This is a genomic window from Microbacterium sp. CCNWLW41 (assembly GCF_037083505.1).
Map to the genome: position 1 here is coordinate 638101 of NZ_JBAOJP010000001.1, position 25351 is coordinate 663451.

The 25351-nt window shown below is 69.4% G+C and carries 29 protein-coding genes; 23 read left to right on the forward strand and 6 right to left on the reverse strand.

The window, feature by feature from the left end; translation table 11 throughout:
• The first annotated feature begins 89 nt into the window (after positions 1–89).
• From V6R91_RS02755 to V6R91_RS02770, 4 genes are all read left to right on the forward strand, one after another.
• A complete protein-coding gene (locus V6R91_RS02755) occupies positions 90–698 on the forward strand; it encodes a recombinase family protein (protein WP_336394056.1) in 609 nt (202 codons plus the stop codon).
• A gap of 77 nt (positions 699–775) precedes the next feature.
• On the forward strand, positions 776–1027 hold the full coding sequence (locus tag V6R91_RS02760) for a ribbon-helix-helix domain-containing protein (protein WP_336394057.1): 252 nt from the start codon (positions 776–778) through the stop codon (positions 1025–1027).
• Positions 1024–1341 carry a type II toxin-antitoxin system RelE/ParE family toxin gene (locus V6R91_RS02765; protein WP_336394058.1) on the forward strand — a complete coding sequence of 106 codons (318 nt, stop codon included), beginning with the start codon at positions 1024–1026 and terminating at the stop codon, positions 1339–1341. Before V6R91_RS02760 ends, V6R91_RS02765 begins: the two co-directional genes overlap by 4 nt.
• A 127-nt stretch (positions 1342–1468) precedes the next feature.
• On the forward strand, positions 1469–2059 hold the full coding sequence (locus V6R91_RS02770; RefSeq protein ID WP_336394059.1) for a hypothetical protein: 591 nt from the start codon (positions 1469–1471) through the stop codon (positions 2057–2059).
• 657 nt (positions 2060–2716) lie between these two features.
• On the opposite strand, the gene V6R91_RS02775 is transcribed toward V6R91_RS02770, so the two are convergent.
• The gene (locus V6R91_RS02775; protein ID WP_336394060.1) at positions 2717–3175 is read right to left on the reverse strand and encodes an MmcQ/YjbR family DNA-binding protein; all 459 of its coding nucleotides are present in this window, start codon (positions 3173–3175) and stop codon (positions 2717–2719) included.
• 139 nt (positions 3176–3314) lie between these two features.
• Here V6R91_RS02775 and V6R91_RS02780 point away from each other — a divergent pair, with 139 nt between their 5' ends.
• The 3 genes from V6R91_RS02780 (at position 3315) to V6R91_RS02790 (ending at position 5869) form a co-directional block, all read left to right on the forward strand.
• Positions 3315–3950 carry a DUF7255 family protein gene (locus V6R91_RS02780; protein ID WP_336394061.1) on the forward strand — a complete coding sequence of 212 codons (636 nt, stop codon included), beginning with the start codon at positions 3315–3317 and terminating at the stop codon, positions 3948–3950.
• 96 nt (positions 3951–4046) lie between these two features.
• The gene (locus V6R91_RS02785) at positions 4047–4340 is read left to right on the forward strand and encodes a hypothetical protein (protein ID WP_336394062.1); all 294 of its coding nucleotides are present in this window, start codon (positions 4047–4049) and stop codon (positions 4338–4340) included.
• 254 nt (positions 4341–4594) lie between these two features.
• Positions 4595–5869, forward strand: a complete 1275-nt coding sequence (locus V6R91_RS02790) for an endo-1,4-beta-xylanase (protein WP_336394063.1) — start codon at positions 4595–4597, stop codon at positions 5867–5869.
• 77 nt (positions 5870–5946) lie between these two features.
• Here V6R91_RS02790 and V6R91_RS02795 read toward each other — a convergent pair whose 3' ends face one another.
• Positions 5947–6513 carry a hypothetical protein gene (locus tag V6R91_RS02795; protein WP_336394064.1) on the reverse strand — a complete coding sequence of 189 codons (567 nt, stop codon included), beginning with the start codon at positions 6511–6513 and terminating at the stop codon, positions 5947–5949.
• Positions 6514–6644: 131 nt separating this feature from the next.
• Here V6R91_RS02795 and V6R91_RS02800 point away from each other — a divergent pair, with 131 nt between their 5' ends.
• From V6R91_RS02800 to V6R91_RS02850, 11 genes are all read left to right on the forward strand, one after another.
• Entirely contained in the window at positions 6645–7499 is an 855-nt protein-coding gene (locus V6R91_RS02800; protein WP_336394065.1) for a MerR family transcriptional regulator, read from the forward strand.
• Between the two features lie 247 nt (positions 7500–7746).
• On the forward strand, positions 7747–8043 hold the full coding sequence (locus V6R91_RS02805) for a hypothetical protein (protein WP_336394066.1): 297 nt from the start codon (positions 7747–7749) through the stop codon (positions 8041–8043).
• A gap of 79 nt (positions 8044–8122) precedes the next feature.
• The gene (locus V6R91_RS02810) at positions 8123–8548 is read left to right on the forward strand and encodes a hypothetical protein (protein ID WP_336394067.1); all 426 of its coding nucleotides are present in this window, start codon (positions 8123–8125) and stop codon (positions 8546–8548) included.
• A gap of 131 nt (positions 8549–8679) precedes the next feature.
• On the forward strand, positions 8680–9357 hold the full coding sequence (locus V6R91_RS02815) for a phosphatase PAP2 family protein (RefSeq protein ID WP_336394068.1): 678 nt from the start codon (positions 8680–8682) through the stop codon (positions 9355–9357).
• A gap of 118 nt (positions 9358–9475) precedes the next feature.
• Positions 9476–9958: a DNA alkylation repair protein gene (locus V6R91_RS02820; RefSeq protein ID WP_336394069.1), complete on the forward strand. Its 483-nt coding sequence runs from the start codon at positions 9476–9478 to the stop codon at positions 9956–9958.
• Positions 9959–10018: 60 nt separating this feature from the next.
• Positions 10019–10336 carry a hypothetical protein gene (locus V6R91_RS02825; protein WP_336394070.1) on the forward strand — a complete coding sequence of 106 codons (318 nt, stop codon included), beginning with the start codon at positions 10019–10021 and terminating at the stop codon, positions 10334–10336.
• Positions 10337–10459: 123 nt separating this feature from the next.
• Positions 10460–11212 carry an SDR family NAD(P)-dependent oxidoreductase gene (locus tag V6R91_RS02830; protein WP_336394071.1) on the forward strand — a complete coding sequence of 251 codons (753 nt, stop codon included), beginning with the start codon at positions 10460–10462 and terminating at the stop codon, positions 11210–11212.
• A gap of 76 nt (positions 11213–11288) precedes the next feature.
• On the forward strand, positions 11289–12527 hold the full coding sequence (locus V6R91_RS02835; protein ID WP_336394072.1) for an amidohydrolase: 1239 nt from the start codon (positions 11289–11291) through the stop codon (positions 12525–12527).
• 16 nt (positions 12528–12543) lie between these two features.
• The gene (locus V6R91_RS02840; protein WP_336394073.1) at positions 12544–13791 is read left to right on the forward strand and encodes an MFS transporter; all 1248 of its coding nucleotides are present in this window, start codon (positions 12544–12546) and stop codon (positions 13789–13791) included.
• Between the two features lie 138 nt (positions 13792–13929).
• A complete protein-coding gene (locus V6R91_RS02845; RefSeq protein WP_336394074.1) occupies positions 13930–15447 on the forward strand; it encodes an MATE family efflux transporter in 1518 nt (505 codons plus the stop codon).
• Between the two features lie 33 nt (positions 15448–15480).
• The gene (locus V6R91_RS02850; RefSeq protein WP_336394075.1) at positions 15481–16731 is read left to right on the forward strand and encodes an alpha/beta fold hydrolase; all 1251 of its coding nucleotides are present in this window, start codon (positions 15481–15483) and stop codon (positions 16729–16731) included.
• 53 nt (positions 16732–16784) lie between these two features.
• On the opposite strand, the gene V6R91_RS02855 is transcribed toward V6R91_RS02850, so the two are convergent.
• On the reverse strand, positions 16785–19067 hold the full coding sequence (locus V6R91_RS02855) for an esterase-like activity of phytase family protein (protein WP_336394076.1): 2283 nt from the start codon (positions 19065–19067) through the stop codon (positions 16785–16787).
• A gap of 127 nt (positions 19068–19194) precedes the next feature.
• Between V6R91_RS02855 and V6R91_RS02860 the strand changes: the two genes are divergently transcribed.
• Entirely contained in the window at positions 19195–20130 is a 936-nt protein-coding gene (locus V6R91_RS02860) for an aldo/keto reductase (protein ID WP_336394077.1), read from the forward strand.
• 99 nt (positions 20131–20229) lie between these two features.
• On the opposite strand, the gene V6R91_RS02865 is transcribed toward V6R91_RS02860, so the two are convergent.
• Together V6R91_RS02865 and V6R91_RS02870 are read right to left on the reverse strand one after the other, a co-directional pair.
• Positions 20230–20409 carry a CsbD family protein gene (locus V6R91_RS02865; protein ID WP_336394078.1) on the reverse strand — a complete coding sequence of 60 codons (180 nt, stop codon included), beginning with the start codon at positions 20407–20409 and terminating at the stop codon, positions 20230–20232.
• A gap of 63 nt (positions 20410–20472) precedes the next feature.
• Complete coding sequence (locus V6R91_RS02870) at positions 20473–21258, reverse strand: hypothetical protein (protein ID WP_336394079.1); 786 nt, start codon at positions 21256–21258, stop codon at positions 20473–20475.
• Positions 21259–21385: 127 nt separating this feature from the next.
• Here V6R91_RS02870 and V6R91_RS02875 point away from each other — a divergent pair, with 127 nt between their 5' ends.
• Positions 21386–22183, forward strand: a complete 798-nt coding sequence (locus V6R91_RS02875; protein ID WP_336394080.1) for an alpha/beta fold hydrolase — start codon at positions 21386–21388, stop codon at positions 22181–22183.
• 25 nt (positions 22184–22208) lie between these two features.
• On the opposite strand, the gene V6R91_RS02880 is transcribed toward V6R91_RS02875, so the two are convergent.
• Entirely contained in the window at positions 22209–22649 is a 441-nt protein-coding gene (locus V6R91_RS02880) for a hypothetical protein (protein ID WP_336394081.1), read from the reverse strand.
• Between the two features lie 165 nt (positions 22650–22814).
• On the opposite strand from V6R91_RS02880, the gene V6R91_RS02885 reads away from it, so the two are divergent.
• The 3 genes from V6R91_RS02885 (at position 22815) to V6R91_RS02895 (ending at position 25349) form a co-directional block, all read left to right on the forward strand.
• On the forward strand, positions 22815–24191 hold the full coding sequence (locus tag V6R91_RS02885) for a pyridoxal phosphate-dependent decarboxylase family protein (RefSeq protein WP_336394082.1): 1377 nt from the start codon (positions 22815–22817) through the stop codon (positions 24189–24191).
• A 103-nt stretch (positions 24192–24294) separates the two neighbouring features.
• A complete protein-coding gene (locus V6R91_RS02890) occupies positions 24295–25008 on the forward strand; it encodes an acyl-CoA synthetase (protein WP_336394083.1) in 714 nt (237 codons plus the stop codon).
• Complete coding sequence (locus V6R91_RS02895; RefSeq protein WP_336394084.1) at positions 25005–25349, forward strand: amino acid transporter; 345 nt, start codon at positions 25005–25007, stop codon at positions 25347–25349. Before V6R91_RS02890 ends, V6R91_RS02895 begins: the two co-directional genes overlap by 4 nt.
• The last annotated feature ends 2 nt before the right edge of the window (positions 25350–25351 follow it).

Here is a 25351-nt window from a genome sequence, read left to right on the forward strand (position 1 = left end):
CACAGCGGCCCGGGATCTCCCTTCATCGGGCATTGCCCGTATACGGATCCGAGCGGAGTGCGACGTGACCCGGGTGGGACGCTGAGCGGATGGATGGGATACAGATTGGATACGCCAGGGTCTCGACCACCGATCAAGACCTCACGTCCCAACGTGACGCACTGCTGCGCATGGGAGTTCGCGATGCGAACATCTACGTCGATCACGGGTTGACCGGCACCAACCGCGCCAGACCCGGGCTCCGCGAAGCTCTCGCCGCCGTCCGCGAAGGCGACACCCTCGTCGTCACCAAGCTGGACAGGCTCACCCGGTCAGTGAAAGACGCGCGGGACATCGCCGACGAGTTGACGACAAAGGGCGTCGCGCTCAGCCTCGGCGGCAGCAGGTACGACCCCACCGATCCGGTCGGGCGACTGTTGTTCAACGTGCTCGCGATGGTCGCCGAGTTCGAACGCGACCTGATAAGCATGAGAACGAAGGAGGGGATGGCGGTCGCGAAGGCGAAGGGCAGGTTGAAGGGTAAGCAGCCGAAGCTGTCGCTGACGCAACGCAAGCTGCTGTTCGAGGTCCAGGACCGGGGTGAATACACCCAGGCGGAGGTCGCGGAGCTGTTCAGTGTCTCCCGCGCCACCGTCTACCGGGAACTGCAGAAGCGTCGCGCGGCATTGTTGGGCACTTGGGACGCTCACCTCTTCTGAAGCGACCGGCTCCGCCGGTCCTCCGCATGGCCCGATCGACCCTTGGCAATTCTTGCCAAGGGTCGTATCCTGACGTCATGGTGACGATGAATGTCTCCCTCCCCGATTCGCTGAAGCAGTTCGTCGATGAGCAGGTCTCCGAGCGAGGCTTCGGCACAACCAGCGAGTACGTGCGTGAGCTGATTCGATACGACCGCGACCGCTCCCTCCTCCGCGAACGCATCCTCGCGTCTGCGGATGCGGAGTTCTCCGAGACCATGGACGGTGCATACTTCGATCGGCTGCGCGGTGCGATCCGTGACGCCGGCGACGACGCTTCCACCCAGTGACCGGGAAGTGGGTACGGACCCGCGCCACCGCGGAAACGGAACTGCAGTCCGCGATCTCCCACTACTTGGACGAACGCGCGCTGGATGCGGCGCTCGGCCTGGTGGATGAGTTCGAAGCAGCGTTATGCGTAATCAGCGATCACCCCGCCATCGGATCTGCGCGGCTCGAGGTCGAGCTCGGCATCCCAGGTGTCCGAGTCTTCGCCCTGCGAACCAACCCGTACGTCATCATCTGCTTCGACACACCTGAGTTCGTCGACGTCCGGCATGTGCTTCACTCCAGCCGAGACATCCCCGCCCGAATGACGGAATGACCGCCCGCACGGGGTGACCCCTCCACCGCGCACTGCCCACATAAGGATCGACATGACAGACCGATGGGCAGGTCGGGGTCCGAGGTCCGCGGAGAACGGAGTGAGCAGGTGCCCCTAGAGTGGGCGGATGCGTCACCGCCTCACCTTCGCCGGAGCGGTTCTGGCCACCCTCGCCCTGACCGGATGCGCGACCGGTCAGGCGCCCGCAGGTGCGCCCGCGCCGACCGCGGGGACCACGCCAGAATCGACACCACCCCCCTCGGACGTGATCGCATCGGGAAGCGACGATGAGCAGGCGCGGGCGCAGGCTCGGGCCTGGCTGGACGATATCTCCCTCCCGCCGGGCACGACGACCGCCTCATCGAATGTCGCCTCGTTCTACTCGTACACCGGCTGGCCGTGCGGGCCCGTCTCCGAGCTTGAGGCGTTCTGGCTGGTCCCCGACGCCACCCTCAGCGACACCGTCGACTGGCTCGACGCGAACCCCGCCGGTGGCCTCATCTCCGTATGGGGAGACCACCGGCCCGACAACACGAACAGCGACGGGATGACCCTCGGCTACATCCCCGAGATGGGCGCCCAGGAGGGAATCGTGTATACCCTCCGGACGGTCTCCGGGGGCATCGCCGTGCGTGCAGAGATCGCAGCCCAGACCGCCGACGCCTCCTGCCCCGAGCTACCCGACGGAGCCCAGTACGGGGCGCCCGGGATGGGATGAGACTCCGACCGGAACTGGCGCAAGCACTGCTCCTCCGGGATGGGAATGCACGTTGCGGTTCCGCTATCGGTCGCCGCCTCAAAGGGATCGGTGCGACGCCAGCCTCAGAGGTGCCATCAGGACTGGGGTGACCTCTTGCCAGGCGCTAGTCCGTGGAGTCGCCGAGCGGCCACGGCTCATATTCCACGTCTGCGAACGAGGAGACTTCCCGTTCAAGGCGCGCTGCGATATCTGGACCCTGCAATCGCCGCGTCTCGCGATTGCGCTCGGTATCCCAGCCGTCGAACGGGTCGAAGCGCGACTCCCATAACGCGTTCCATGACGCCATGTCCCGCGCCAGCTCGTCTGGGAGCCCGTACATCTCGGGGTTGGTCGTGTATCCGACGTCCCAGGTGGGGGTCGAGTTCTCCCAGAGCGGCCAGTCGCGCGCGTAGTCCGGGAACAGGCGAATAACCCGTCGCGGGGCATCTCTCTCGGATAAGAGCACGACGATACGCCACGCCTCTCGAACGATTTCCGCATCGACGCAAATGACTCGCCCCGGTGGACGCCGACGCATCCTCGCCAGGTCCCACCAACGGGCAACGCGCGGATAGGGATCGGACGTGCCTCTCCGACGGGGTGATGGGCCAAGCTCGGGCAGTTCGGCTCGTGGCATCAAAGCTCGAGGCTTTCGCCCTCGTCCGCATACTCGTCGTGACTACTGTTGGGCCCGGTCGCCTGTGCGCCGAGAGCGACGGCATCGAGTTCGTGGCGAAGATACTTGGGAGCCTGAACGCGCCAGGCGTCGGTCACCAGCTCGGCCAGATGGTCCGCCTTGATCGCGGCCAGCCGGAAAGCCACTTTCGGCTCGCCCCAGGGCGTGGTCGTCCGCAGGAACACCTCGGGCTCCATCTGGACCAGAGCGAATCCATCCATCCGGTCCGCGACCTTGACGGCGACGACGAGCTCGGTTGCGAGGATCGCACGAATGTCGTCGGGGATGCTGGGCCATGGGTGGCACTCCCACGCATACAGCTTTCTCCGGACGAACCACGCGGTGCCACCCGTCGTCGCGCGCTCTTCGCTGCCGGGCAGGCTATTCGCGATCCTGCGCACGTCGTCGAGGGTGGCCACGGCGCGAGCCTACGCCGCCCGCGCGACATCGATGCCGCTCCTAGCGAGCGGACGAGTGCTCCCGAGGCAGCCGTATATGCGCATCGCGCGACTACGGATCCGGATCTGATGGCGAGCCGATCACTGCCAGGATGTTTGAATGGTCGCAACTGGCGCGAGAGCACGGGAACTCCTGTCGATCCTCGCCAAGGCGGGCCTCGCTCCTGCCGACCGTCCGGCAGCTCCTCGGCTCGCGACGATGCGTCCCGAAGCGGCTACGAGCATCATGACGCTCTACCGGGCTCTCGGCGGACACGCGGCCGAGCCATCGTTCGCCCCAGGCAGCTGGGACCTGTCGTTCTCGGGTGAACTCCTGGTCGAGCTAGACGAGTCGTTCCACTTCAATCGGTACCGTGACCTCACGCTCCAGACCGAGTGGGCTAACGCGCTTCCTTGGCGGGACGCATACCGCGAATACAGCCAGCAGTGGGAGCGCTACTCCGGCACCGGCGGCAAGCGGTGGTCAAACGATTCCGCGAAGCGCATGTTCGGCGGAGCGGACCCCGACGGCGTGTTCGGGGAGTTCGGTGCGCCCCGATGGAAGCAGCGCGCGCTCTACGACGCGATGAAGGACATTTCCGCGGCAACCGGAGGTGTTCGACTCGCCCGTGTCTCCATCTACGACAGCATCGACGGGATCTCCCTCGACGACATTCTCTACCGCAAGGCGCGAGTACCCGTCGAGTCCGTCGCAGCGCTCGTCGCTTCACGCGTCGCGAACCTGCAATCGAGCTGACACGACCGACCTCGAGATCGGTGCACCACCCCACTCGGGTCTGCTACCGACGACCCGCAGGGCATCCCGCCGCTCACCCGTCGATAGTGTCGACGCGTGAGCGAACGCAAGAGATCGACCCTGGCGTGGGTGATTGCCGGTGTCATCGTCGGCATCGGCTGCATCGTGCTGCTCATCGGGGTGCTGACTCCGGTGACGTTCGGCTGGTTCGCCTATCAGCCACTCGCCGATGCGACATTCGTGCCCGGCGGCGGCGGCGTCTTCCTGTCCCGCACGACGATCGCCGGCTGGGTGGTTCTCACGATCGGTCTCCTGGCGGTCGCCTTCCTCGCCGGCCGGCATGCGGTGCGAGCGCGCCCCAATCGACTTCACCCGGATTCCGCGGACTGACAGCTGGCCGCCGAGGCGGTCCCGTCGAACGCTCATTGCTCGCAAGCGGATCGAGATCCGCATCGAAGAAGGGACTACTCCTGGGGTTGTTGGCTGTAGGGAATGCGTGCGGGTGGCTGGCAGCTCGTCGGATCGATCCCGTGGTCCAACACCTGTTGATAGACACCCTGAGCGTCGCTGGCCGGTGGGACAAGACATGCGAATATGTCGGGAAGAGAAACAAAACACCTCGGCCCCTATCTGAAGGAGAGCGGATGTCGGCACCCGACCTCTCGCATCGGTTCCAGGAGATCTCCCTCAAGCTGATCGCCCCCGACGGCACCCCCCTCACCGATGGACCCGTCACAGTGGAGCAGACACGGCACGCGTTCGGCTTCGGGAACATCGGTTTCGACTTCGTCGAGCTGCTCGGTGGGCCGCCTCAAAGTGACGGTGGCGCTTCGCGGGTCTTCGGCGGCGCAGACACCGACCGGGCAGTGCAGCTCCTGGACGCCTGGCTCGATCTGTTCGACAGCGTCACCCTCCCGTTCTACTGGCGCGGCTTCGAGCCGCAGCCAGGGCATCCCGACACCGCTCGGCTCCTCACGACGGCTCGCTGGTTCGCGGACCGAGGCGTGCGGGTCAAGGGGCATCCGCTCGTCTGGCACACGCTCGCCCCGCGCTGGCTCCAGGAGCGGACCGATGCGGAGGTCGAGGCCACGATCCGAGACCGCATCGTCCGAGAGGTCACTGCCTTCACGGGGGTCATCGACCTGTGGGACGCAATCAACGAGGCGGTGATACTGCCGGTCTTCACGGCGGAGGACAACGCGGTCACCCGGCTCGCTCAGGCGAAGGGTCGCGTGGCGATGGTGCGTCTGGCGTTCGAGACGGCGCGCGAGGCGAATCCGTCCGCCCGGCTCGTGTTGAACGACTTCGACCTCAGCACGGACTACGAGCGGCTGATCGAGGAATGCCTCGACGCGGGGGTGCGGATCGACGCCCTCGGCCTGCAGACACATATGCACCAGGGCTTCCGCGGCGAGGAGAACATCTGGAACATCCTCGAGCGATTTGCCCGCTTCGGCCTGCCGCTCCAGCTCACCGAGACGACATTGCTCTCGGGCGACCTCATGCCGGCGGAGATCGTCGACTTGAACGACTATGTCGTCGACTCCTGGCCCTCCACGCCGGAGGGTGAGGCCCGACAGGCCGACGAGCTCGTGCGGCACTACCGCACGGTTGTGGCGCACCCCGCGGTGGAGTCGCTCACCTATTGGGGGCTGACCGACGAGGGGTCATGGCTGGGCGCACCGTCGGGGCTCCTCCGTTCCGACGCCTCACCCAAGCCCGCCTACGGTGCCCTGCGCGGCCTCATCCGCGGGGAGTGGTGGCACGCTCCCCAGGCGTTGCGTCCCGACGCGGACGGGCGCGTACGGGTGCGCGGCTTCGCTGGAGATTATCGCGTGACGGCACCCCAGGGCTCCGCGCACTTCTCGGTTCCGAGCGCGGCCGACGGCTCCACCGTGGAGACTCGCCTGCGCGGCTGATGCAAGCGGTCACCCCGGCTGCGCACTTGCGGACCGGCTCGAGGGCTAACCCTGGAAGACCCGCGCCGTATGGTCGCTCAGGGTCGCCCCGCGATCTCGATCGTCTCGGGCAGCTTGTCTCCCGTTTCCGTTGCCACACGGCGAGCGATGTCCCCGTCTACGAGGTACATCCCCGCATTCGATCCGGTGATGAAGAAGTCGTTGGCTGCATCGCCGTCCAGCATCGTCGGAGTCAGCCACAACGCGTACTCCTTGCCTGTTTCGAGGAGAGGCCGGGACGACGGATCCTGCCGGACAGCGACGGCGTCCCCGGCGCTGACTGGCTCAGCTTCTGGAGCAGCGGCTCCTAGCTGCGGAGACGCCGGCGCGCTCGACACATCGAGGGTGGAGATTGTCGTCTCGCCGTCGGTCCGCTGGTCAGTCACTGTGCCGATCACAATCGCCGTACTGTCGCTCGCGAGCCCGTCGATCGAGTCGTACAGCACCGCTCGACTGCCGTCACCGTCGGTGACGGAGCTGGCTGCGCATCCAACCTGCAGCGTCAGCAGCGTCGTGGCGACCGCGGCTAACCCGGCGCGTCCCAGCGCTTCCCGCTTCGTCTCGCGAAAAGCCAGAACCGATGATGACCTGCCGATCCGCATCATGAGCCGAGCATAGGACCGCGGCACACCGCCCAGCGAGCCGGAGGCCAGGCTCGTTGAGGGCGACAGCGCCCGCGGCCCATGCGGACCGCCATCCGCTCGGCCTTCTTGCGGTTCCGCTTGACCTTCTCACTGTGTCAGGGTCGATCGTGGTCTCCATCATGTACACCATCGGAGAGTTCGCGGCATACGGGCGTGTGAGCGCGCGAATGCTGCGGCACTACGACGCCATCGGGCTGCTCAAGCCCGCTCGGGTCGACCCGTCCACGGGATACCGGCGCTACGATTCCTTGCAGCTGTCGGACCTCCTCCGGATCGTCGACCTCCGCGGATTCGGGTGCTCGCTGGACGATGCCGAGGTGCTCTCGTCGAATGATCGGGATGCCGCCACTCGCGCGATCCTGGCCCGCCGACGCGAGGAGCTCACGGATTCGATCGCGGCAGATGCCGCACGCGTCGCCCGGATTGATGCGCGACTCTCCCGCTTGGAAGGAGCTCGCACCGTGAGCGGAATTACCTACACCTCCCTGCCCGCCGTCACCGTCTATGCGACAAGCGAGATTGCTCCCGGTAGCGGGCCCGAGAACGTCTCGCCCGTTGTCGATCGCATCCTGCCCCCGCTCCTTCGCGCGCTGCAGGAATCGGGCGTCGACTTCAAGGAGCCGGGAATCTTCTGGTACGAACCGGTCGACGGCAGTGACGACATGCGCGTGTGGGTTTCGTGGATCGCCGGTGGCGATCCCGTCGAGAATCCGGCGTGGGAGGTCGTCACACTTCCCGAGGTCCCGCACGCTGCCGTCTTCGACTACCGCGGCGACATGCCCGGAATCGGCGACGCCTGGCACGAGTTCATGACAGGCCTTGCTCAGGCTGGGGTGACGATGGCCGGCGCAGGACGCGAGGTCTACCTGGAGTCAGAACCGCTGCCGCAGTCGCAGTGGCTCACCCAGCTCCAGCAGCCGATCATCGGCATCCCCGCGACAACGTAACGAACCGGCACACGTCTCCCTGCGCTCAACGACGTCAAGCGCACAGACACGGCGACACCGGACTCGGCTTGTGTGAGCCGCTCAGACAATCGGCTCCGATGAGGGACCGGCCGCAGGCGGGCGGACACGCTGGGATCGGAGGTCGAGACCTGCAGCCGTGGGCCGACGTGTGGCATCCACACCTCACCGACCGGAAGACATGAAGGTGCGCGTTGCCAGGCCCGCCCGGCGGTGCAACACTTCACGCATGGCCGAGAGCACCGTGGCTGCGAAAGAGGCAGCCTCGGCAGGGGAAGCGGCGAACGCCCGACGCAACCCGTACATGGTCACCCTCGTGATCGTCGGCGCACTCGCATGGGTCGTCGCGTTCATGCTGTGGAACGTGCTCGTCCAAGTGACCGATTACACGACGTATGACCGGGAGACAGCTTCGGCGTTGGCGACGTGGATCAAAATCCTGCTCCTCAGCGGTGTGGCCGCCATCGTCGGGGCGGTCGTGATTGCGGGCATAGCTCGCGAACTTCGCAACATGACCGGCAGCTGACCCACGCCAAGCACCACACACTGCCAATCCCGCGCACGCAGAGCGAGAGACTGCCGCAACCCTTCGCTAGATTCGCGTGGTGACTCATCTTCGTCGCGCATCGTGCGGGCTCGTTGCGCTCGCGCTGTCAGTCGGGCTCACCGGCTGTTCGCTCGATTCGGTCATCTGGGGAACGGACGGCGCGCGCGTGATCCAGACGACCGAGGAGCTCATCGACGCAATGGCGGGTGGGAATCCGACCGATCTCGTCTGCGCCGACTCCGAGGCGGAGCTCGGAGGCCCGAGCGATTGGCTGGGCCTGTCGGCCGGCGAGCCGGAGCACTTCTTCGCAGACTATTGGGAAGCGCAGGTTCCGCTCGATCCTCAATGGAACATCAACCTCGAGGGCCCGCCGGAGGGTCTGGCACCCGGCTCAGCGTTCCCGGGTGATGTGTTCTACCGCGAGACCGACGACGGCCTCTGCGTGATCGACGTCGCATGGTCAACCCTCGTCGCCGAAGGCTGACAACCCGCCTGGCACACCGCAGGCGGAGATGACCGGAGTGTCGCGGCGGGCCGACCGTGGTGGCGTATCTCTATGGAGCGGTGGGAAGCTCCGACGTACTCCCCTCCGCGCAGCGCCATTACGATGCGGGCATGCCGTTGCTCCGAGCCGTCGTCTTGTCGGGGCTCGGCGCGGTCGTGGTGTTGACCGCGGCTGGGCGGGCGATGCGGCTTCTCGGCGGCGACGACCCACGCGAGGATCGGGCCGTGCGTGCGCTCCAGGACGCGTTCGGCCACGGGTCGGACGATGGCGCCGTCGCGGCTGACCCCGCCGTCCCGACTGGGCTACGCGAGCCGATCGACCGGGTCACCGAGCTGCTCTCGTGGTACTCCGGCGTGCCGCAGACCATCGCGAACGGTGCGATGTGGTGCGGAATCACCTGGTGGTTGACGCGGGACCGGCGCTCAGCGGTCGCGCCAGCGGCGGCGCTCGCACTTGAGACCGCGTGCTTCGTCGCGTCCGCGGCGCTCGTGGGACGGCCACGACCCCAGGGGGTGTGGCGCCCCGAGCAGCCACACGCGACGTCGTCGTTCCCCTCCGGGCACACCGCGGCAGCCTTCGCGCTCCACGGCACGCTCGCCGACCTGCTCGACAGCCACGGCGCCCGCGGCGCGCGGCTCCTCCGCCCCCTCCTTCGGTACGGCATTCCCGGCGCGATCGCGTTCTCGCGGGTCTACCGCGGCCAGCATCACATCTCGGACACCGTCGTAGGCACCATGCTGGGACGATGGAGCGCCGCTGTGGTGCGGCGGGAGCTGCTCTCGTCGTAGGCGGGCGGGATGCCGCCGCCCGACGGGCGCGCAGGCCTCGCAGGTCTTCCGTTCACGGATCGGCAAGCCGCACGCGATCACTGATCATCGGTAGATCGTCGTCGACGAGGATGGTGATGTGGAATCACCCGCCGCCGCCTTCATCGACCGCACGCTGCGGGCCGAGGCGTCGGAGTGGCGAACCTGGGCGGACGGCGATGAGTCGGTCGGCGGGCTGCGGGTCTACGGCGCCTCGGTCGGCGCGATCCGCGGCACCGTCCGCGACGCGCTGCGGCGACATCGCGGACTCGAGCACGACGACATCACCGCACTCGCGTCTGAGCTGTGGGCGACGCCCGTCTTCGAGCGCCGATTCGCGGCGATCGTGCTGCTGCAGGGGCAGGTGGACGCGCTCAGCGGCAACGACCTCACCCGCATCGAGGGGTTCCTCCGCGACGCCCGCGTTCCAGATCTCATCGAGCCGCTTGCCCTGGACGTCGTGCGACCGCTGCTCGCCCGCCTGACGGGCACCGAGGCCGATCGCGCCCGGCGCATCGTGGCCCGCTGGGCTTCGGCGGATGCTGAGGGCCTGCGTGCTGCTGCCGCCCTCCTGGCGGGATAGGCGCGAAGGGTGTCCGCGCACCCGGGTGCGCAGCATCCGATATCCGCGCACAATGGCGGCATGACGGCGCAGAAGGCCATCGTCCGGATGTGGCGAGGCAGTGTGCGGAGTGAAGACACCGACGAGTACGTCGCGTACATCGAACGCACCGGTATGAGGGAGTATCGCGAGACGCCCGGGAACCTCGACGCGTGGATGCTGACACGCGACCTCGGCGACGGCACGACCGAGATCGTGACGGTGTCGCGCTGGCAGAGCCTCGAGGCGATCAAGGGCTTCGCCGGCGCGGACATCGAGACCGCCGTCTACTACCCCGAGGACGACCGGTTCCTCGTGGATCGCGACGATGTGGTTCGCCACTGGACCCAGGTGTCGTAGCGCATGAATTCGCGCGCCCGCGGTCCGACATGCGCGCCGTCCTTCGAGCGGCCATTAGTGTCGGGCGGGACCGAAGGAAGGGCGCGAGGCGGCGCCCTCGGGAGCGGATGACTGAGGAGCGACATGGACTACTTCGATCTGACCGGCCGGCGAGCTCTAGTCACCGGAGGCAACCGCGGTCTCGGTCTTGCGATCGCGCACGCGCTCGCAGCCGCCGGTGCTCACGTGGTCCTGGGCGTCCGCGATCCGGACGGCGCGGAACAACCACTCCGGGCGATCCGGGCTGAGGGCGGTTCCGCATCCTCGATCACGCTCGATGTCACGCAGCTCGATGAGGCCCGAGCGTCGATCGACGCGGCATCCGATGATGGCGTGTTCGACATCCTCGTGAACAACGCCGGCGGTGGGGTGAACGCGCCGGCGATCGACGTCACGGAGGCCGATTTCGACGCGGTGTGGTCGCTGAACGTCCGTTCGGCACTGTTCCTCTCACAGCACGTCGCGCGCTCGATGCCGGCCGCGGGCGCGATCGTGAACATCGCGTCGCAAGCAGGCATCGTGGCGCTGCCCGGCGAGTCGTCGTACTGCATCGCAAAGGCGGCGATGCTGCACATGACTCGCTGTCATGCGGTCGAGTGGGGCGACCGGGGCATCCGCGTCAATGCGGTCGCCCCCACGTTCATCGAAACCGACGGCACGGCCGAGGCGCTGTCCGACCCCGAGTTCCACGCCGACGTCATCGACCGGATCGCGGCGCTGCATCGGATCGGCAAACCGACCGAGGTGGCCGGAGCCGTCGTGTTTCTCTGCTCTCCCGCGGCGTCGCTGATCACCGGCCACACGCTGGTCGTCGACGGCGGGTGGACCATCCGCTGAGCCTGACGCGGTGGTTCCACGAGAAGCTCAGCATCGCCCGCTGGGGTGTCTGAGGTCCCGGCGTAGGTTGGAGGGCATGGCTCGCATTCTCGCCGTCACCGGCGGCTACGTCGTCCCTGTCAGCGCTGACCCCATTCCGAACGGCACGGTGATCGTCACGGACGGCGTCGTGTCGGCCGTCGGCGGACCCGACACCGAGGTCCCCGACGGCGCGGAGGTGGTCGACGCGTCCGGCAGCTGGGTGCTTCCGGGATTCGTGGAGTCCCACGGTCACCTCGGGGTGCACGAGGAGGGCGAAGGGTGGTCCGGCAACGACACCAACGAGATGACGGATCCGAACGGGTCGCGCCTGCGCGCCCTCGACGGCATCGACATCGAGGAGATGGGCTTCCGCGACGCGCTGCGCGGCGGTGTGACGACCGCGGTCATCAAGCCGGGATCGGGCAACCCCATCGGCGGCCGCACCGTCGCCATCAAGACCTGGGGCGGCCGGACGGTCGATGAGCAGATCCTCGCCGCAGACGTGTCGGTGAAGGCGGCGCTGGGCGAGAACCCGAAGCGGGTCTACGGCGAGCTCAAGCAGACGCCGTCGACACGCCTGGGCGTGGCATCCGTCATCCGCAGCGCGTTCACGGCGGCACAGCACTATGCCGACAAGCGTGACGCCGCCCTCGCCAAGGACGAGCCGTTCGAGCGGGACCTCGGCAAGGAGACGCTGGCCGCCGTGCTGGCGGGCGACCTCCTCTGGGATCAGCACTGCCACCGGCACGACGACATCGCGACGGCGATCCGGCTCGCGGAGGAGTTCGGCTACACGCTGGTCGTCAACCACGGGACCGAGGCGCACAAGATCGCCGATGTCCTCGCCGAGAAGCAGATTCCCGTCATCTTCGGCCCGATGCTCACCTCGCGATCGAAGGTCGAGCTGCGCGACCGCGGCATCGGCCACCTCGCGCTCGTCGCGCAGGCGGGCGTCAAGGTGGCCATCACGACCGACCACCCGGTGGTCCCCATCGACCAGATCCGCCTGCAGGCGATCCTCGCGATGCGCGACGGCCTGCCCGCCGAGACGGCTCTCGCCGCGCTCACGGTCAATCCGGCTGAGATCCTGCGTCTGCACGATCGTGTCGGCGCCCTCGAGGTCGGGCGCGACGGCGATGTGGTCGTGTGGTCGGGCGACCCGCTCGCGGTCGAGTCGCGCGTGCAGCGGGTGTTCATCGAGGGGCGCGCGGTGCTCGAGCCGGCGGACGGCGCGGCGGACACGCGCGTCGTCGAGCGGTGGGAGCGCTTCGGCCGCACAGCGTGGATGGCGTGACCCCGACACGACCGTCGTGAGCGCGCACCCCGCTGACGCCGCGCCGCCGCCGCGCGGCTCGTTCGGACGGTACTGGACGGCGGCGGCGATCAGCTCGTTCGGCACAGCCGTCACGGCGGTCGCCATGCCGGTGCTCGTGGTGCAGCTGCTGAGCGCGACCCCGTTCGAGGTGGGCATCGTCAATGCCGCGCAGTTCGTGCCGTACGCCCTGCTCGGGCTGATCGCCGGCGCCTACACGGATCGCTGGCGCCGCAGGCCGATCCTGGTCTGGTCGAGCATCGGCCGAGCACTCTCGCTCGGCGCGATCCCGGTGCTCTGGCTGGCCGGCGTGCTCGAGATCTGGATGCTCGTGGTGCTTGTGCTGCTGTTCGGCTCCTTCTCGGTGTTCGGGTTCGCGGCCACGCAGTCCTTCCTCCCCCGGCTCGTGCCTCGGTCTTCACTGGTGGTGGCCAATGCGCGACTGGATCAGACGGATGCCGCGGCCCAGACAGTCGGCCCGGCGCTGGGTGGCGGACTCGTCGCGTTGCTGGGAGCGCCGATCGCGCTGGCCGTGGACGCGGTCAGCTATCTCGTCGATGCGCTGCTGAACGCGAGCATCCGCGTCGATGAGCGGCGGGAGCGCCGCCCCGAGCGCAACCTCCGCCGCGAGATCCTCGAGGGGCTGCGCTGGGCATACGCCCACCGGACGCTCGGACCGCTCGCGGTGTCGACGCATGTCTGGTTCTTCGCCAACGGGATCGCGTTCACGGTGCTCTCGCTGCTGGCGCTGCGATCCCTCGGCTTCACCGCCTTCACGTTCGGGCTGCTGCTGGCGGTCTCGGGATCGGCGGCTCTGCTCGGCGCGACCTTCGCGTCGGGATTCGGGTCGTGGCTGGGCACCGGGCCGGCGATCATCGTCGCCCGTGCGGCCTATCCGATCGCGTGGCTGGTGGTGGGGGCGACGGCGTGGCTGTGGGCGGAACCCGTGCTCCTCTATATAGCGCTCGCGATCCACGGGCTCGCCGCCGGCGTCGAGAACGCCAACGAGATGGGCCTGCGGCAGGCGGTCACGCCCGACTCCCTGCTCGGACGCGTGAACGCGAACATCCGCTCCGCCAACCGGACCGCGGCGGCGCTCGGCGCCCTCGCCGGCGGCGCGGCGGCAGGTCTCGTCGGTGACGCGTGGACGCTCGTCGTCGTGGCGATCGTCTTCGCCGTCGCCGCGATCGTCGCGGTGCTGTCGCCGCCGCTTAGGGCGATGAAGTCTTTCCCCGAATCGGACTGAGTCACGGTCATCGCCGGTATTCGGGCGTGAAGGATCCGAATCGATTCGATAGTATGGGAGGTCTGTCGCCGCACGGTCTTTCGCAGCCGCGGTCGCGGCATCCGCCCTCTTTCCGCACTCTCGTTCAAGAGCCGCCCCATGCCTACCGCCCTGACGACGGGCCGCCCCTGGCACGTCATCGTCCTGTTCTCCGTCCCGCTCCTCATCGGCAACGTGGTGCAGCAGCTGTACCACGTGATCGATGCGATCGTCGTCGGCCGCCACCTGGGCGTCGACGCGCTCGCCGCGGTCGGGGCCACGGGAAGCATGCTGTTCCTGCTGCTCGGGTTCGCCTGGGGTCTGACGTCCGGCTTCGCCATCCCCACCGCGCAGGCGTTCGGCGCCCGCGACTTCGCGGCGGTGCGGCGCTCGGTCGCGGCCGGCACGATCCTCACCGCAGCCTGCACGGTCGTGCTGACCGTCGGCGCGCCGCTCTTGAGCGAGCCGCTCCTCGTGATGCTGCAGACGCCCCCCGAGCTGATGGACGACGCCGTCGTCTTCGCGCAGATCAGCTTCCTCGGCGCGGGCGCGATGATGTTCTTCAACTACCTTTCGGCGATCATCCGGGCGATCGGCGACTCGCGCACCCCGCTGCTCTTCCTGTCGCTGGCGTGCGGGCTCAACGTCGGGCTCGTCATCCTCATGGTCGGCCCGCTGGCCTGGGGCGTCGCCGGGGCGGCGCTGGCGACCGTCGTGTCGCAGGCGATCTCGGTGCTCCTGTGCCTGGAGTTCATGCGGCGACGGATGCCGGTGCTCCACGTCCGCCGCGAGGACTGGCGGGTCAGCCGCGCAGAGCTCGCCGACCACCTGCGCCTCGGACTGCCGATGGGCTTCCAGGCGTCGATCATCGCGATCGGGACGCTGTCGGTGCAGGTCGCGCTGAACACGCTGGGCGCGGACGCCGTCGCGGCATACACCGCCGCGTCCCGGGTCGACGGCCTCGCCGTCGCGCTGCTGCAGTCGCTGGGCCTCGCGGTGTCGATGTTCGTCGCCCAGAACCACGGCGGCGGCCGCCCCGACCGCATCCGGCGCGGCGTCACGCAGGCGACGTGGATCGCCGTGGCCGCCTCGATCGTCCTCGGCGTGCTCCTCATCGCCTTCGGTGCGGCGCTCGTGCGGCTGTTCGTGGGCGAGGGTGCCGTCGAGGTCGTCGGCATGGCCGCGCAGATGCTGGCGATCAACGGCGCGACGTACTGGATCCTCGGCATCCTGTTCGTGCTGCGCGGCGCGCTGCAGGGGCTGGGCCACACGCTGATCCCGACCGTCACCGGCGTGATCGAGCTCGTGATGCGCGTGGGGGCGGCGGTCGTGCTCGGCGGCATCTTCGGCTTCATCGGGGTCGCAGCGAGCAATCCTCTCGCGTGGCTGGGTGCGGTGCTCGTCCTCGTGCCGGCGTACATCCACGCGCACCGGCAGCTCGCGCACGCGCCGGTCACGCCGATGGTCGCCACCCCCACCACGCCCATCCCGGTCATCGGCCCCACCGACGGCTCGATGGTCGTGGACGCGGTCGTCACGCAGCCGATCGTGCTCCCGGCGGCGGCGCGGCAGCCGGGCCGGCACCGGCGGCGGTTCCCGGTGCTCTCCGCGCGCGACCGGCGTCGCACCCGGGGCTGACCGCCGTCGGCGGGTGCCCTTAGGCTCGACCGCATGCCCGTGACGATGCGCCGCATGCAGGACCTGACCATCCACGACCACACGCTGACCGTTCCGCTGGTGTGGGACGACGCGGCCGACGGCCGCACGGTCGACATCCACGCGGCCGTCGTCGCGCGGGAGGGCGGCGAGAGCCTGCCCTACCTGGTGTTCCTCCAGGGGGGACCGGGGCACGAGGCACCCCGTCCCTTCCACTCGCCGTCGGGACCGTCGTGGCTCGACGAGGCCCTTGAGCACTACCGTGTCGTGCTCCTCGACCAGCGCGGCACCGGTCGATCGACACCCGTCGGCGACCGCGACCTCGAGCGCGGCACGGCCGATCTCGCCGAGTACATCACCCACCTCCGCGCGGACTCGATCGTGCGCGACGCCGAGGCCCTTCGCGAGCACCTCGGCACGCCGACGTGGAGCGTGCTGGGCCAGTCGTTCGGCGGGTTCACCACGTTGGCATACCTGTCGACGGATGCCGCCTCCCTCGCGGAGGTCTACATCACCGGCGGGCTCAGCGCGGTGGGCCGCCACCCCGACGACATCTACGCGCTCGCGTACGACAAGCTGCGCGACGCGTCGGAGCGGTACTACCGGCGCTTCCCCGGGCATCGCGACGCGATGCGGCGGGTGGTCGACCTCGCGGACCGCGGTGAGCTCGTGCTCCCGGGCGGCGAGGTCGCCTCGGTGTCACGGGTGCGGTCCGTCGGCTCGCTGCTGGGATCCAACGACGGCTGGCAGACGCTCTGGTCCCTCCTCGAGCTCGATCCGCGCACCAACGCGTTCCGGCACGATCTCCTCGCCGCCCTGCCGTTCGGCCCGCGCAACCCGCTGTACTACGTCTTCCACGAGTCCAGCTACGCCGACGGCCACGCCACGCGATGGTCGGCCGAGCGCACCGAGCCCGACGACTTCCGCGACGATCCGACGCTGCTCACCGGCGAGCACGTGCGGAGGGAGTGGGCCGACACCGTGCCCGGCCTTCAGCCGTGGCGCGACGTGACGCTCGAGCTCGCGGAGTTCGAATGGCCTCAGCTCTACGACGCCGCGGCGATCGCCGCGTCCGGCGCTCGCGGTGCGGCCGCCGTCTACGTCAACGATCTCTTCGTGCCGCTGGAGTTCTCGATGCAGACCGCCCGGCTGCTGCCGGGCGTCGCCACGTGGGTGACGAGCGAGCACGAGCACAACGGGCTGCGCTCAGGCGGCGGGGTCCTGTCGCGGCTGATCGACCTCGCCCACGATCGCGCCGTGCGCTGACACGCGCGAAGGGGCGGAGGACGCCGCCGGCATCCTCCGCCCCTCCGCGACGGTCAGCCGGCGAGCGTGACGGTGTCGATCGTCACCGCCGCGATGCCGGGGTGGTCGCTGAAGACCCCGTCCATGCCGGCGCCGACGAACGCCTTCAGCTCGCCGTCGAGGTCGCCGTATGCGCTCGGGTCGGCGCTGGAGCGGAAGTCGACGGGGAGGAACTGGTTCTCGGCGCGGAACGTCCAGCCGTGCACCGAGAGCCCCGCCGCGTGCGCGTCGGCGATGACCGGCGTGGGCGTGCCCAGGCGGCCGTCGGCGTTGCGCGGGATCATCACGGACTTCTCCAGTCCGACCCCGTCGGCGTAGATTGCGATCTCGGCGAGGCCGGACGGCGTGACGAGGTCCTCGTACGTGCGCGGGTCGCCCGAGACCGTGAAGTCGTACGGCCGGCCCGAGCCGCTGATGAGCTGCGCGAGCGTGACGTCGGTGAGCGCGTCGAGGTCGCGGAGATTGGCGGTCTCGAAGCTCTGCACGATCACCGGCGCGTCGGCCCGGTCCAGGCCGTTCGCGCGCAGCGCCTCGACGAGCGGCTCCTCCATCGACAGCCCGATCGAGTCGAAGTACGACGGATGCTTCGTCTCGGGGTACACGCCGACCGTGCGGCCGTCGCAGCTGATCGAGTGGCGGGCGAGGTCGATGACCTCGTCGAGCGTCGGGATGACGTACAGGCCGTCGAACGCCGTGTTCGCCGGGCGGGTCTGGGGCAGGCGCTCCTTGGCGCGCAGCGTCCGCAGCTCGGCGAAGGTGAAGTCCTCGGTGAACCAGCCGGTGACGGCGGATCCGTCGATGACCTTCGTCGCCTTGCGCGCGGCGAACTCCGGCCGGGTGGAGACATCCGTCGTCCCGCTGATCTCGTTCTCGTGGCGCGCGACGAGCACGCCGTCCTTCGTCGACACGACGTCGGGCTCGATGTAGTCCGCGCACTGCACGATCGCCGTCTCGTATGCGGCCAGGGTGTGCTCGGGACGCGACCCGCTCGCACCGCGGTGGCCGATGAGGCTCACCGTCGACGGCTCGATCTTGGTCTTGTCGAGGTCGATGACGGCGAACTCGGTGTCGTCCGGCGTGCCGGGGATGCGCGCGTCGTTGCCGGGGTAGTTGTTGTCGTTGCCGATCAGCAGGCTGCCGTCCTTCAGCTGCACGACGGTCTCGAACGACTGCACGGGCAGCGAGAAGACCTCGCCGGTGCCGTAGCCGTCGCCCGCGCCGATGCCGTACGGGTTGGCGATGCGCAGCGCGTCGAGCACGAGCGTCTTCTCGAGGTAGCCCTCGGCGTCGGTGCGGCGGAGGTCGACCTCGTACACGCGCTTGGTGACCGACTGCTCGCCCTCGAAGTCGTCGCGCTCGATGAGGATCAGCACGTCGCCCCGCACGGTGAACGCGTCGCCGATGACGTTCGGCTCCTGGTCGGTCTGGTAGCTCCACGTGCGGCCGGTGTACTGCCCGGCGCGCGTGTCGAACTCCAGGATCTCGCGGCGGCGCAGGTCGGCGTCGTCGGCGTAGGAGCGCTCGACCACGGGGTACAGGTAGCGTCCGTTGGCCGAGGCAGCCATCGCCTCGAACCCGCGGCTCGCCCGCACGCGGGGCGTCTCGCCCGGCTGCAGGTAGGGGTTCTGCGGCGACTTGGCGCCGTCCAGCGCGTACGGCTTCTCGAGCAGCGTGCCGTCGGCGTCGAAGTGGAGCAGGAAGGGGCCGAACTCCTCGCCGACCCAGAACGTGCCGTCCTTGGCCTTCACGACCGACTCGATGTCGAAGTCGTCGCCGGTGAGCAGGCGCTCGTCAGTGCCGTCGTTGACGATCGGGAAGTCGAGGACGCCGTTGCGGTCGTTGTACGAGATGAACCGCTCGACCTCGATCTCGCCGGCGCCGCCCTCGGCGGTCTGCCAGGCCGGACGCACGAGGTAGTTGCGCAGCAGGAAGTCGGCGGAGTTGCCCTTAGCGCCGAAGCCGTTGTCAGGCTGCGCCCAGAACGTGCCGTCGCCGTTGTCGATCGCAGCCGAGAAGCCGGGGATGACCTGGCCGTTCCAGGGTCCGGTGCGGCCGTTGGCCGGAGTCGCGAGCGCGCCCGAGACCGGGCCGGGCTCGAGGTGGTCGGCCGACAGAGTGGCGCGGGCGACGAGCGTCGGCACGTGCGTCTGCACGTACGGCGACTGCGACGCCGCGGGGGCAGCGGCGACGGGCTGGGCGGAGGCAGCGGTGGCGGGAAGGAGCGCGACGGCGGTGGCCGCCGCGGCTGCCGCGGCGAGAAGGCGCGGCAGGACGCGTCGTGTGGGGAATCGACTCATGGAGCCGACGCAATCGCGGCCGCCCGGCCTCCCGCTGACGTGCCGGCGACGAATCCGGGACGGATCGGTGAACGTGGAGGGATCGGGCGCCTTGGACATCCCTCTCCGCAGTGCCTAGCGTGAGTCCATGAAGACCATCCGACTCACCGGCATCGACCGCCCGGCACCCGACGTGGTGCTGGGGCTCATGCGCATCCAGGACCTCGACGACGACGCCGTCCGCACCCTCGTGCGCGCCGCCCGCGATGCGGGCATCGACTTCTTCGACCACGCCGACGTCTACGGCCGCGACATGCACGGCTGCGAACGCCGCTTCGCCGAGGCGATGCGGCTCTCGCCGTCGGAGCGCGAGCAGATCACGATCCAGACGAAGGCGGGCATCGTCCGCGAGGGGCCGTACTTCGACTTCTCGTACGAGCACCTCATCGAGGCCGTGGAGGGATCGCTGCGTGCGCTCGAGACCGACTACATCGACATCCTGCTGCTTCACCGGCCGGACGCCCTCGTCGAGCCGGACGAGGTGGCGCGCGCCTTCGATGAGCTCGAGGCCGCCGGAAAGGTGCGCGCCTTCGGCGTCTCGAACCACACGCCGCGTCAGATCGACCTGCTCAAGAAGTCGGTGCGGCAGCAGCTCGTCGCCAACCAGATCCAGCTGTCGATCACCCATGCGCCGTCGATCGCGCAGGGCGTGGCCGCCAACATGCAGGGCGAGCAGCAGTCGGTCACGCTCGACAGCGGCGGCATCATCGACTACTGCCGGCTGCACGACATCGCGATCCAGGCGTGGTCGCCGTTCCAGGCCGGGTTCTTCAACGGCGTCTTCCTGGGCTCTCCCGACTACGCCGATCTGAACGCCGTGATCGATCGGCTGGCCGCGGCGTACGACGTGCCGCCGATCGCCATCGCGGTGGCCTGGATCACACGTCACCCGGCGGCGATGCAGGTCGTGCTCGGCACGACGACGCCCGAGCGCGTGAGCGGTGCCGCGCAGGGATCCGACGTCGCCCTCACCCGTGCCGAGTGGTACGAGCTGTTCCGCGCGGCGGGCTACCGCGTGCCCTGAGCCCACGACGCTGGGCTGCGAGCCCACCTGTCGTGAGCCCCCGGGGTGACACGACGATGCCCCGGGATCCAAGGGATCCCGGGGCACCGGAGGGGCAGGTCACCGATCGCCGGTGAACGCGTCCTTCACGTCGTCGCCGGCCTTCTTCATCTTGGCGCTGAACTGCTCGCCCTGGCCTTCGCGTTCGAGGCGCTCGTTGTCCGTCGCGTCTCCGACGGCCTCCTTGGCCTTGCCCTTCAGGTCTTCTGCGTTGTGCTTCATGTCATCTCCGACGCCCATGGGCATCTCCTTTCCTTGTGGGTTCAGTCCCTTGCGGGTCGAGGTCGTCGCCCGGCGGCGACGTCAGTAGCGTTCTCCGGCGAGTCCGACGCGGTCGACGCGACGGTGGTACCGCATGCCGGCCATGCCGCCCAGCACCGCTCCGGCGAGGGCGATGACGGCGGCGCCGACGGCGGTGAGGATGCCGGTGAGGGTGGCGGTGTCGGCGCTGACCGGGATGCGCGGGAAGATGTCGACGTTCGCGAGGATGTCCCACTGGCTGCCGGCGATCGCGGTGATGAGGGCGATGAGGATCGCGATGACGATCGCCCACAGCCAGACGGCGAGACCCTGCTTGGCACCGCTGAAGCGCGCCATGCGCCCGGCGACATATCCGCCGGCGAAGTAGGCGACGAAGAGCACGAGGGCGATCGCGATGGCGCCGATGACGGTGGCGCCGCCGAGGTTCTCGCTCGCCGCTTCGGCCGCGTCCTCCACGACCTCCGGGGCGGTGAGGCCCGTCGCAGCGCCGATCGCCGCGACGACGGCGGTCAGGAGCACGAGCGCTCCGAGGGCGGTGAGCCACCCGAAGAACGCGGAGCCGAACTTCATTCCGCCGAAGCGCTCCTTCTCGCGCTGGACGACGGTGTCGTGCAGCGAGCCCTCGCGGGCATCGGCGACACCGTCGCGGTCCCGGTCCACAGCCTGCGCGCGTACCGGCTCCCGATCGTCGCGGATGCCGTTGCCGTTCGCGTCGCTCCCCTGGTAAAGGGGGCGAGTGCGATCGTCGCCCGGATCACGCGGCGTTGCTGCGGTCGACCCGGGCGGAACGGTGTTCCGGTTCGGGTCCCGAGGATTGTCGGTGCTCATGCTGCGAACGTATGCCGCCGACCCGGTGCGACTCAGCCGGTTGCCAACTGCGCGCGCGAGGCGTAGCCTATGCGGCCCTCGCGCAGGGGCGTGGCCGGGCGCCGTCGGTGCGGAGCAGAATGGGCGGATGGACGCACCCTCCCCGCTCGCACGCACCGAGATGCCGCCGCCCACGTACGTCATGTCGGCGGAGGGATACCGGGTCGCGACGTACACCTGGGGTGAGCCGGATGCCGAGACCGTCCTGTGCGTCCACGGCTTCGCGTCGAGCTGCCGCGACAACTGGGTCGAGACCGGCTGGGTGCGCGCGCTCACCCGCGCGGGCTACCGGGTCGTCGGGGTGGACCAGCGCGGGCACGGCGCGAGCGACAAGCCGCACGACCCGCTCGCCTACTCGATGTCCGCGTTCGTGGCCGACCTCGTCGCCGTGCTCGACACCTACCTCGTCGACGGCGCCCGCTACGTGGGGTACTCACTGGGAGCGCGCGTCGGCTGGCAGCTGGCGGTCGACGCGCCCGAGCACGTGAGCCGCGCCGTGCTCGGCGGCATCCCCGACGGCCGACCGCTGGGCCGGCTGCGGATCGAGCAGGCGCGCGCGTATGCCGAGCACGGCATACCGGTCGAGGATCCGGTGACACAGAACTACGTGCGGCTGGCCGAGCGGGTGCGCGACAACGACCTGCGCGCCCTGATCGCGCTCGCCGAGGGCATGCGATTCGGCGACGCGGACCCGGATCCCGAGCGGCCGCCGCAGCAGCAGGTGCTGTTCGCGACCGGGTCCGAGGACGCCATCCTGCAGCGTTCCCGGGCGCTGGCGTCGACGGCGCCGCACGGGACGTTCGTCGAGATCCCGGGGCGGCACCACTTCAACACACCCGGGTCGCGGGTGTTCCGAGAGGCGGCGCTGGCCTTCCTCTCTCCGTGAGCGGAGGACGCCGGCGGGCCCTGAGTCAGGCGACGGCCTGCGTCACGAGGTCGGTGATCCTCTTCTCCACGGCCGGTGTCCACGCGAGCACCGCGAAGCCCACGGGCCACATGTCGCCGTCGTCCAGGCGAGACGGCTCGTCGAAGTTGATCGTGGCGTAGCGCGTCTTGAACTTCGACGCCGGCTGGATGAACACCACCACCTTGCCGTCGGCATCGGCGAAGGCGGGGAACCCGTAGAACGTCTTGGGCACGAGGTCGGGCGCAGTCTCGGAGACGACCTTGTAGAAGCCCTCGGCCAGGACCCTGTCGGTGCCCTCGAGCTTGCCGATCGCCTCGAGCACCTGCTTCGTGCCCGCTTCCCGGCTCTTTCCGGCCTTCGCCTGGGCGCGCAGCTCCTTCGCGCGGTCCTTGACGGCTTCCCGCTCTTCCTGAGTCAGTCCGTCGGACGATGTCTTCCCGGCCATCTTTTTCTCCTTCATGTTCGTGGGGCCGCTTCGCGGCTCGTGATCCTCACGCTATGACGGGTGCCACCGCCCGCGCTTCTCCATTCCTGCCCGATCGGCCGAGTGTTGAACAGCGGGCGCTGCGCCCCTACCGTGAGGTGTCGACCCGAACCCAGGAGCACTCCCATGACCGCGCCCGCCGACATGCACCGGATCTCACCCGACACCACGCGCACCGTCGACGACGTGCTCGACTACGCCCGGCGGCGCGCGCTGTACCAGGACATTCCGCTGGACAAGCCCATGACACCGCGGGAGCTGCAGCGCCTGGCGTCCGGCTCGATCACCCCCGACGGGATCGGCGCGCGCCGCGCGATCGCCCTCTTCGAGAACGTCCTGGCGCCGGCGTGCGTGTCCACGGATCACCCCGGCTACCTCTCGTTCATCCCGTCGGCGCCGAGCAAGGCGTCGCTGGCCTTCGACCTCGTGGTGTCGGCATCCGCCATCTACGGAGGCTCGTGGATGGAGGGCGCCGGAGCCGTCTACGCCGAGAACGAGGTGCTGCACTGGCTCGCGCGGGAGTTCGGGCTCCCCGAGACCGCGGGCGGCGTGTTCGTGCAGGGCGGCACCGTCGGCAACCTCTCGGCACTGGTGACGGCGCGGGATGCCGCGCGCCGGCGACTCGTGGACGAGGGGCGCCCCGCGCCCACGAGGTGGGTCGTCGTGTGCAGTGCCGAGGCGCACTCCTCGATCGCCTCGGCGGCGGCGGTCATGGACGTCGACATCGCGCCCGCCGCGGTCGACTCGGACGGACGCCTGCGCGCCGACGCGGTCGCGCGGGCGCTGGATGCCCACGGGGACGCCGTCTTCGCGGTCGTCGCGACCGCCGGCACGACCAACTTCGGGATCGTCGACGACATCGCCGGCGTCGGCGCGGTCGCGAAGGAGCGCGGCGTCTGGTTCCACGTCGACGGCGCGTACGGTCTCGCAGCGATACTCGTGGAGCGCATGCGGCCGGCGTTCGCGGGCGTCGAGCTGGCCGACTCGGTCATCGTCGATCCGCACAAGTGGCTGTTCGCGCCGTTCGACGCGTGCGCCCTCATATACCGCGAGCCGGCGCTGGCGCTCTCGGCCCACACGCAGAAGGCCGAATACCTCGACACGCTCACCGGCAAGCCGGACTGGAACCCGTCCGACCTCGCCGTCCAGCTCACCCGCCGGGCCCGAGGGCTGCCGCTGTGGTTCTCCCTCGCCACGCACGGCACCGCGCAGTACCGCGCCGCGATCGAGTACGGCATCGACCTCGCGCGGCGCATCGCCGACGAGATCGAGGGGCGCGACGGGCTCTCGCTCGTGCGCGATCCGCAGCTGTCGGTCGTGGTGTTCCGCCGGGACGGATGGTCGCTCGCGGACTACGCGGCGTGGTCGGAGCACCTCCTCGAGGAGCAGCTGGCCTTCGTGGTGCCGAGCTCCCACGCCGGCGAGCCGGTGCTGCGCTTCGCGATCATCTCGCCGCTGACGACGTTCGAGCTGCTCACCGAGATCCTCGACACGCTCGCGTGAGGCGCGCCCGCCCGCCCGCGCCCCGGATGCCTCCCGCCGGGAGCCACGTAGACTGGGTGCATCCGTTCTCGCTTCTGAGAACCCGCCGCCTCGCAGGATCACCGTGACCTCAGCCGATTCCCGCACGTTCGCCGTGCGGCATGTGCAGCTCGCACGTGCCGCCTTCGCGGCGCTCGCGGCGCTCATGATCACGTTCTCGCCCGACCACTCCGCCGGCGTCGGCGGCGCGGTCTTCAGCGGCTTCGCGATCGCCACCGGCCTGGTGCTCCTCGTATCGGTCTGGCTCGTCTACCCCGCCGGACGCCGCTGGCCTGCCGCCGCGCTCGGCGGTGCGACGATCGTGGCCGGCATGGCCGCCGGCCTCTATCCGCTGCGCACCCCGACGGGCTTCTTCGCCATCGTCATCGTCTGGGCCCTCGTCAGCGGGGCGCTCGAGATCATCGCCGGCTGGCGCGGACTCACCGCGCGCGGCGAGCGGCGCGAGATCGCCCCCGGAGTCGCCGATGCCCGCCCCGCCGCCCCGGTCGGGCCGCGCTCGGAGAGCCGCGACGCCGTCGTCGTCGGAGCCGTCACCGTCCTGCTCGGCGCGGCCATGCTGTTCGTCCAGCCCGCGTACGCCCTGGACTACACGATCGAAGAGGCCCGCGCCACGTACACCCTCACCGGCGTGACGATCGGAGTGGGGCTTTTCGGCGCCTACGCCGCGATCGTCGCCGTCTACCTCGGGATCGCCGGGTTCTCCCCGCGCGCCGCAGCACCCGTCATCGCGGATGAGCCCGTATCCGCCGCCCCGACCCCGCAGAAGGACTCCGCGTGAGCCACGAAAGCCCCACCCGCCGCGACCTCATGAAGCCCCTCCAGCTGCTGGGGCTCGCCTTCGCGGCCGCGCTCTTCGCGGGCGTCGTGACGCTCGTGTCGATGGGCTTCTTCCAGCAGCGCACCGCCGAAGAGGCGCAGGCCGCCGTGATGACGGCGCTCGTCATCGCGGGCGTGAGCTTCATCGCCGTGCTGCTCATCGTCTCGCTTCTGCTGCTGGCCGTCGACCCCGCCCAGGTCACGAAGACGATCGACAAGCCCGTCCTGTTCGACGACGACACCGCCGACGGCGAGCAGGGGCAGAAACCGGATGCCGCGGCATCCGGCGATCCGAAGCCCTGACG

Excerpts from the sequence above, each read along its gene's own strand:
- V6R91_RS02755 (WP_336394056.1), top strand. The coding sequence starts at position 90 with ATGGATGGGATACAGATTGGATACGCCAGGGTCTCGACCACCGATCAA.
- V6R91_RS02760 (WP_336394057.1), top strand. The coding sequence starts at position 776 with ATGGTGACGATGAATGTCTCCCTCCCCGATTCGCTGAAGCAGTTCGTC.
- V6R91_RS02770 (WP_336394059.1), top strand. The coding sequence starts at position 1,469 with ATGCGTCACCGCCTCACCTTCGCCGGAGCGGTTCTGGCCACCCTCGCC.
- V6R91_RS02780 (WP_336394061.1), top strand. The coding sequence starts at position 3,315 with ATGGTCGCAACTGGCGCGAGAGCACGGGAACTCCTGTCGATCCTCGCC.
- V6R91_RS02790 (WP_336394063.1), top strand. The coding sequence starts at position 4,595 with ATGTCGGCACCCGACCTCTCGCATCGGTTCCAGGAGATCTCCCTCAAG.
- V6R91_RS02795 (WP_336394064.1), bottom strand. The coding sequence starts at position 6,513 with ATGATGCGGATCGGCAGGTCATCATCGGTTCTGGCTTTTCGCGAGACG.
- V6R91_RS02805 (WP_336394066.1), top strand. The coding sequence starts at position 7,747 with ATGGCCGAGAGCACCGTGGCTGCGAAAGAGGCAGCCTCGGCAGGGGAA.
- V6R91_RS02815 (WP_336394068.1), top strand. The coding sequence starts at position 8,680 with ATGCCGTTGCTCCGAGCCGTCGTCTTGTCGGGGCTCGGCGCGGTCGTG.
- V6R91_RS02825 (WP_336394070.1), top strand. The coding sequence starts at position 10,019 with ATGACGGCGCAGAAGGCCATCGTCCGGATGTGGCGAGGCAGTGTGCGG.
- V6R91_RS02830 (WP_336394071.1), top strand. The coding sequence starts at position 10,460 with ATGGACTACTTCGATCTGACCGGCCGGCGAGCTCTAGTCACCGGAGGC.
- V6R91_RS02835 (WP_336394072.1), top strand. The coding sequence starts at position 11,289 with ATGGCTCGCATTCTCGCCGTCACCGGCGGCTACGTCGTCCCTGTCAGC.
- V6R91_RS02845 (WP_336394074.1), top strand. The coding sequence starts at position 13,930 with ATGCCTACCGCCCTGACGACGGGCCGCCCCTGGCACGTCATCGTCCTG.
- V6R91_RS02850 (WP_336394075.1), top strand. The coding sequence starts at position 15,481 with ATGCCCGTGACGATGCGCCGCATGCAGGACCTGACCATCCACGACCAC.
- V6R91_RS02855 (WP_336394076.1), bottom strand. The coding sequence starts at position 19,067 with ATGAGTCGATTCCCCACACGACGCGTCCTGCCGCGCCTTCTCGCCGCG.
- V6R91_RS02860 (WP_336394077.1), top strand. The coding sequence starts at position 19,195 with ATGAAGACCATCCGACTCACCGGCATCGACCGCCCGGCACCCGACGTG.
- V6R91_RS02865 (WP_336394078.1), bottom strand. The coding sequence starts at position 20,409 with ATGGGCGTCGGAGATGACATGAAGCACAACGCAGAAGACCTGAAGGGC.
- V6R91_RS02870 (WP_336394079.1), bottom strand. The coding sequence starts at position 21,258 with ATGAGCACCGACAATCCTCGGGACCCGAACCGGAACACCGTTCCGCCC.
- V6R91_RS02875 (WP_336394080.1), top strand. The coding sequence starts at position 21,386 with ATGGACGCACCCTCCCCGCTCGCACGCACCGAGATGCCGCCGCCCACG.
- V6R91_RS02880 (WP_336394081.1), bottom strand. The coding sequence starts at position 22,649 with ATGGCCGGGAAGACATCGTCCGACGGACTGACTCAGGAAGAGCGGGAA.
- V6R91_RS02885 (WP_336394082.1), top strand. The coding sequence starts at position 22,815 with ATGACCGCGCCCGCCGACATGCACCGGATCTCACCCGACACCACGCGC.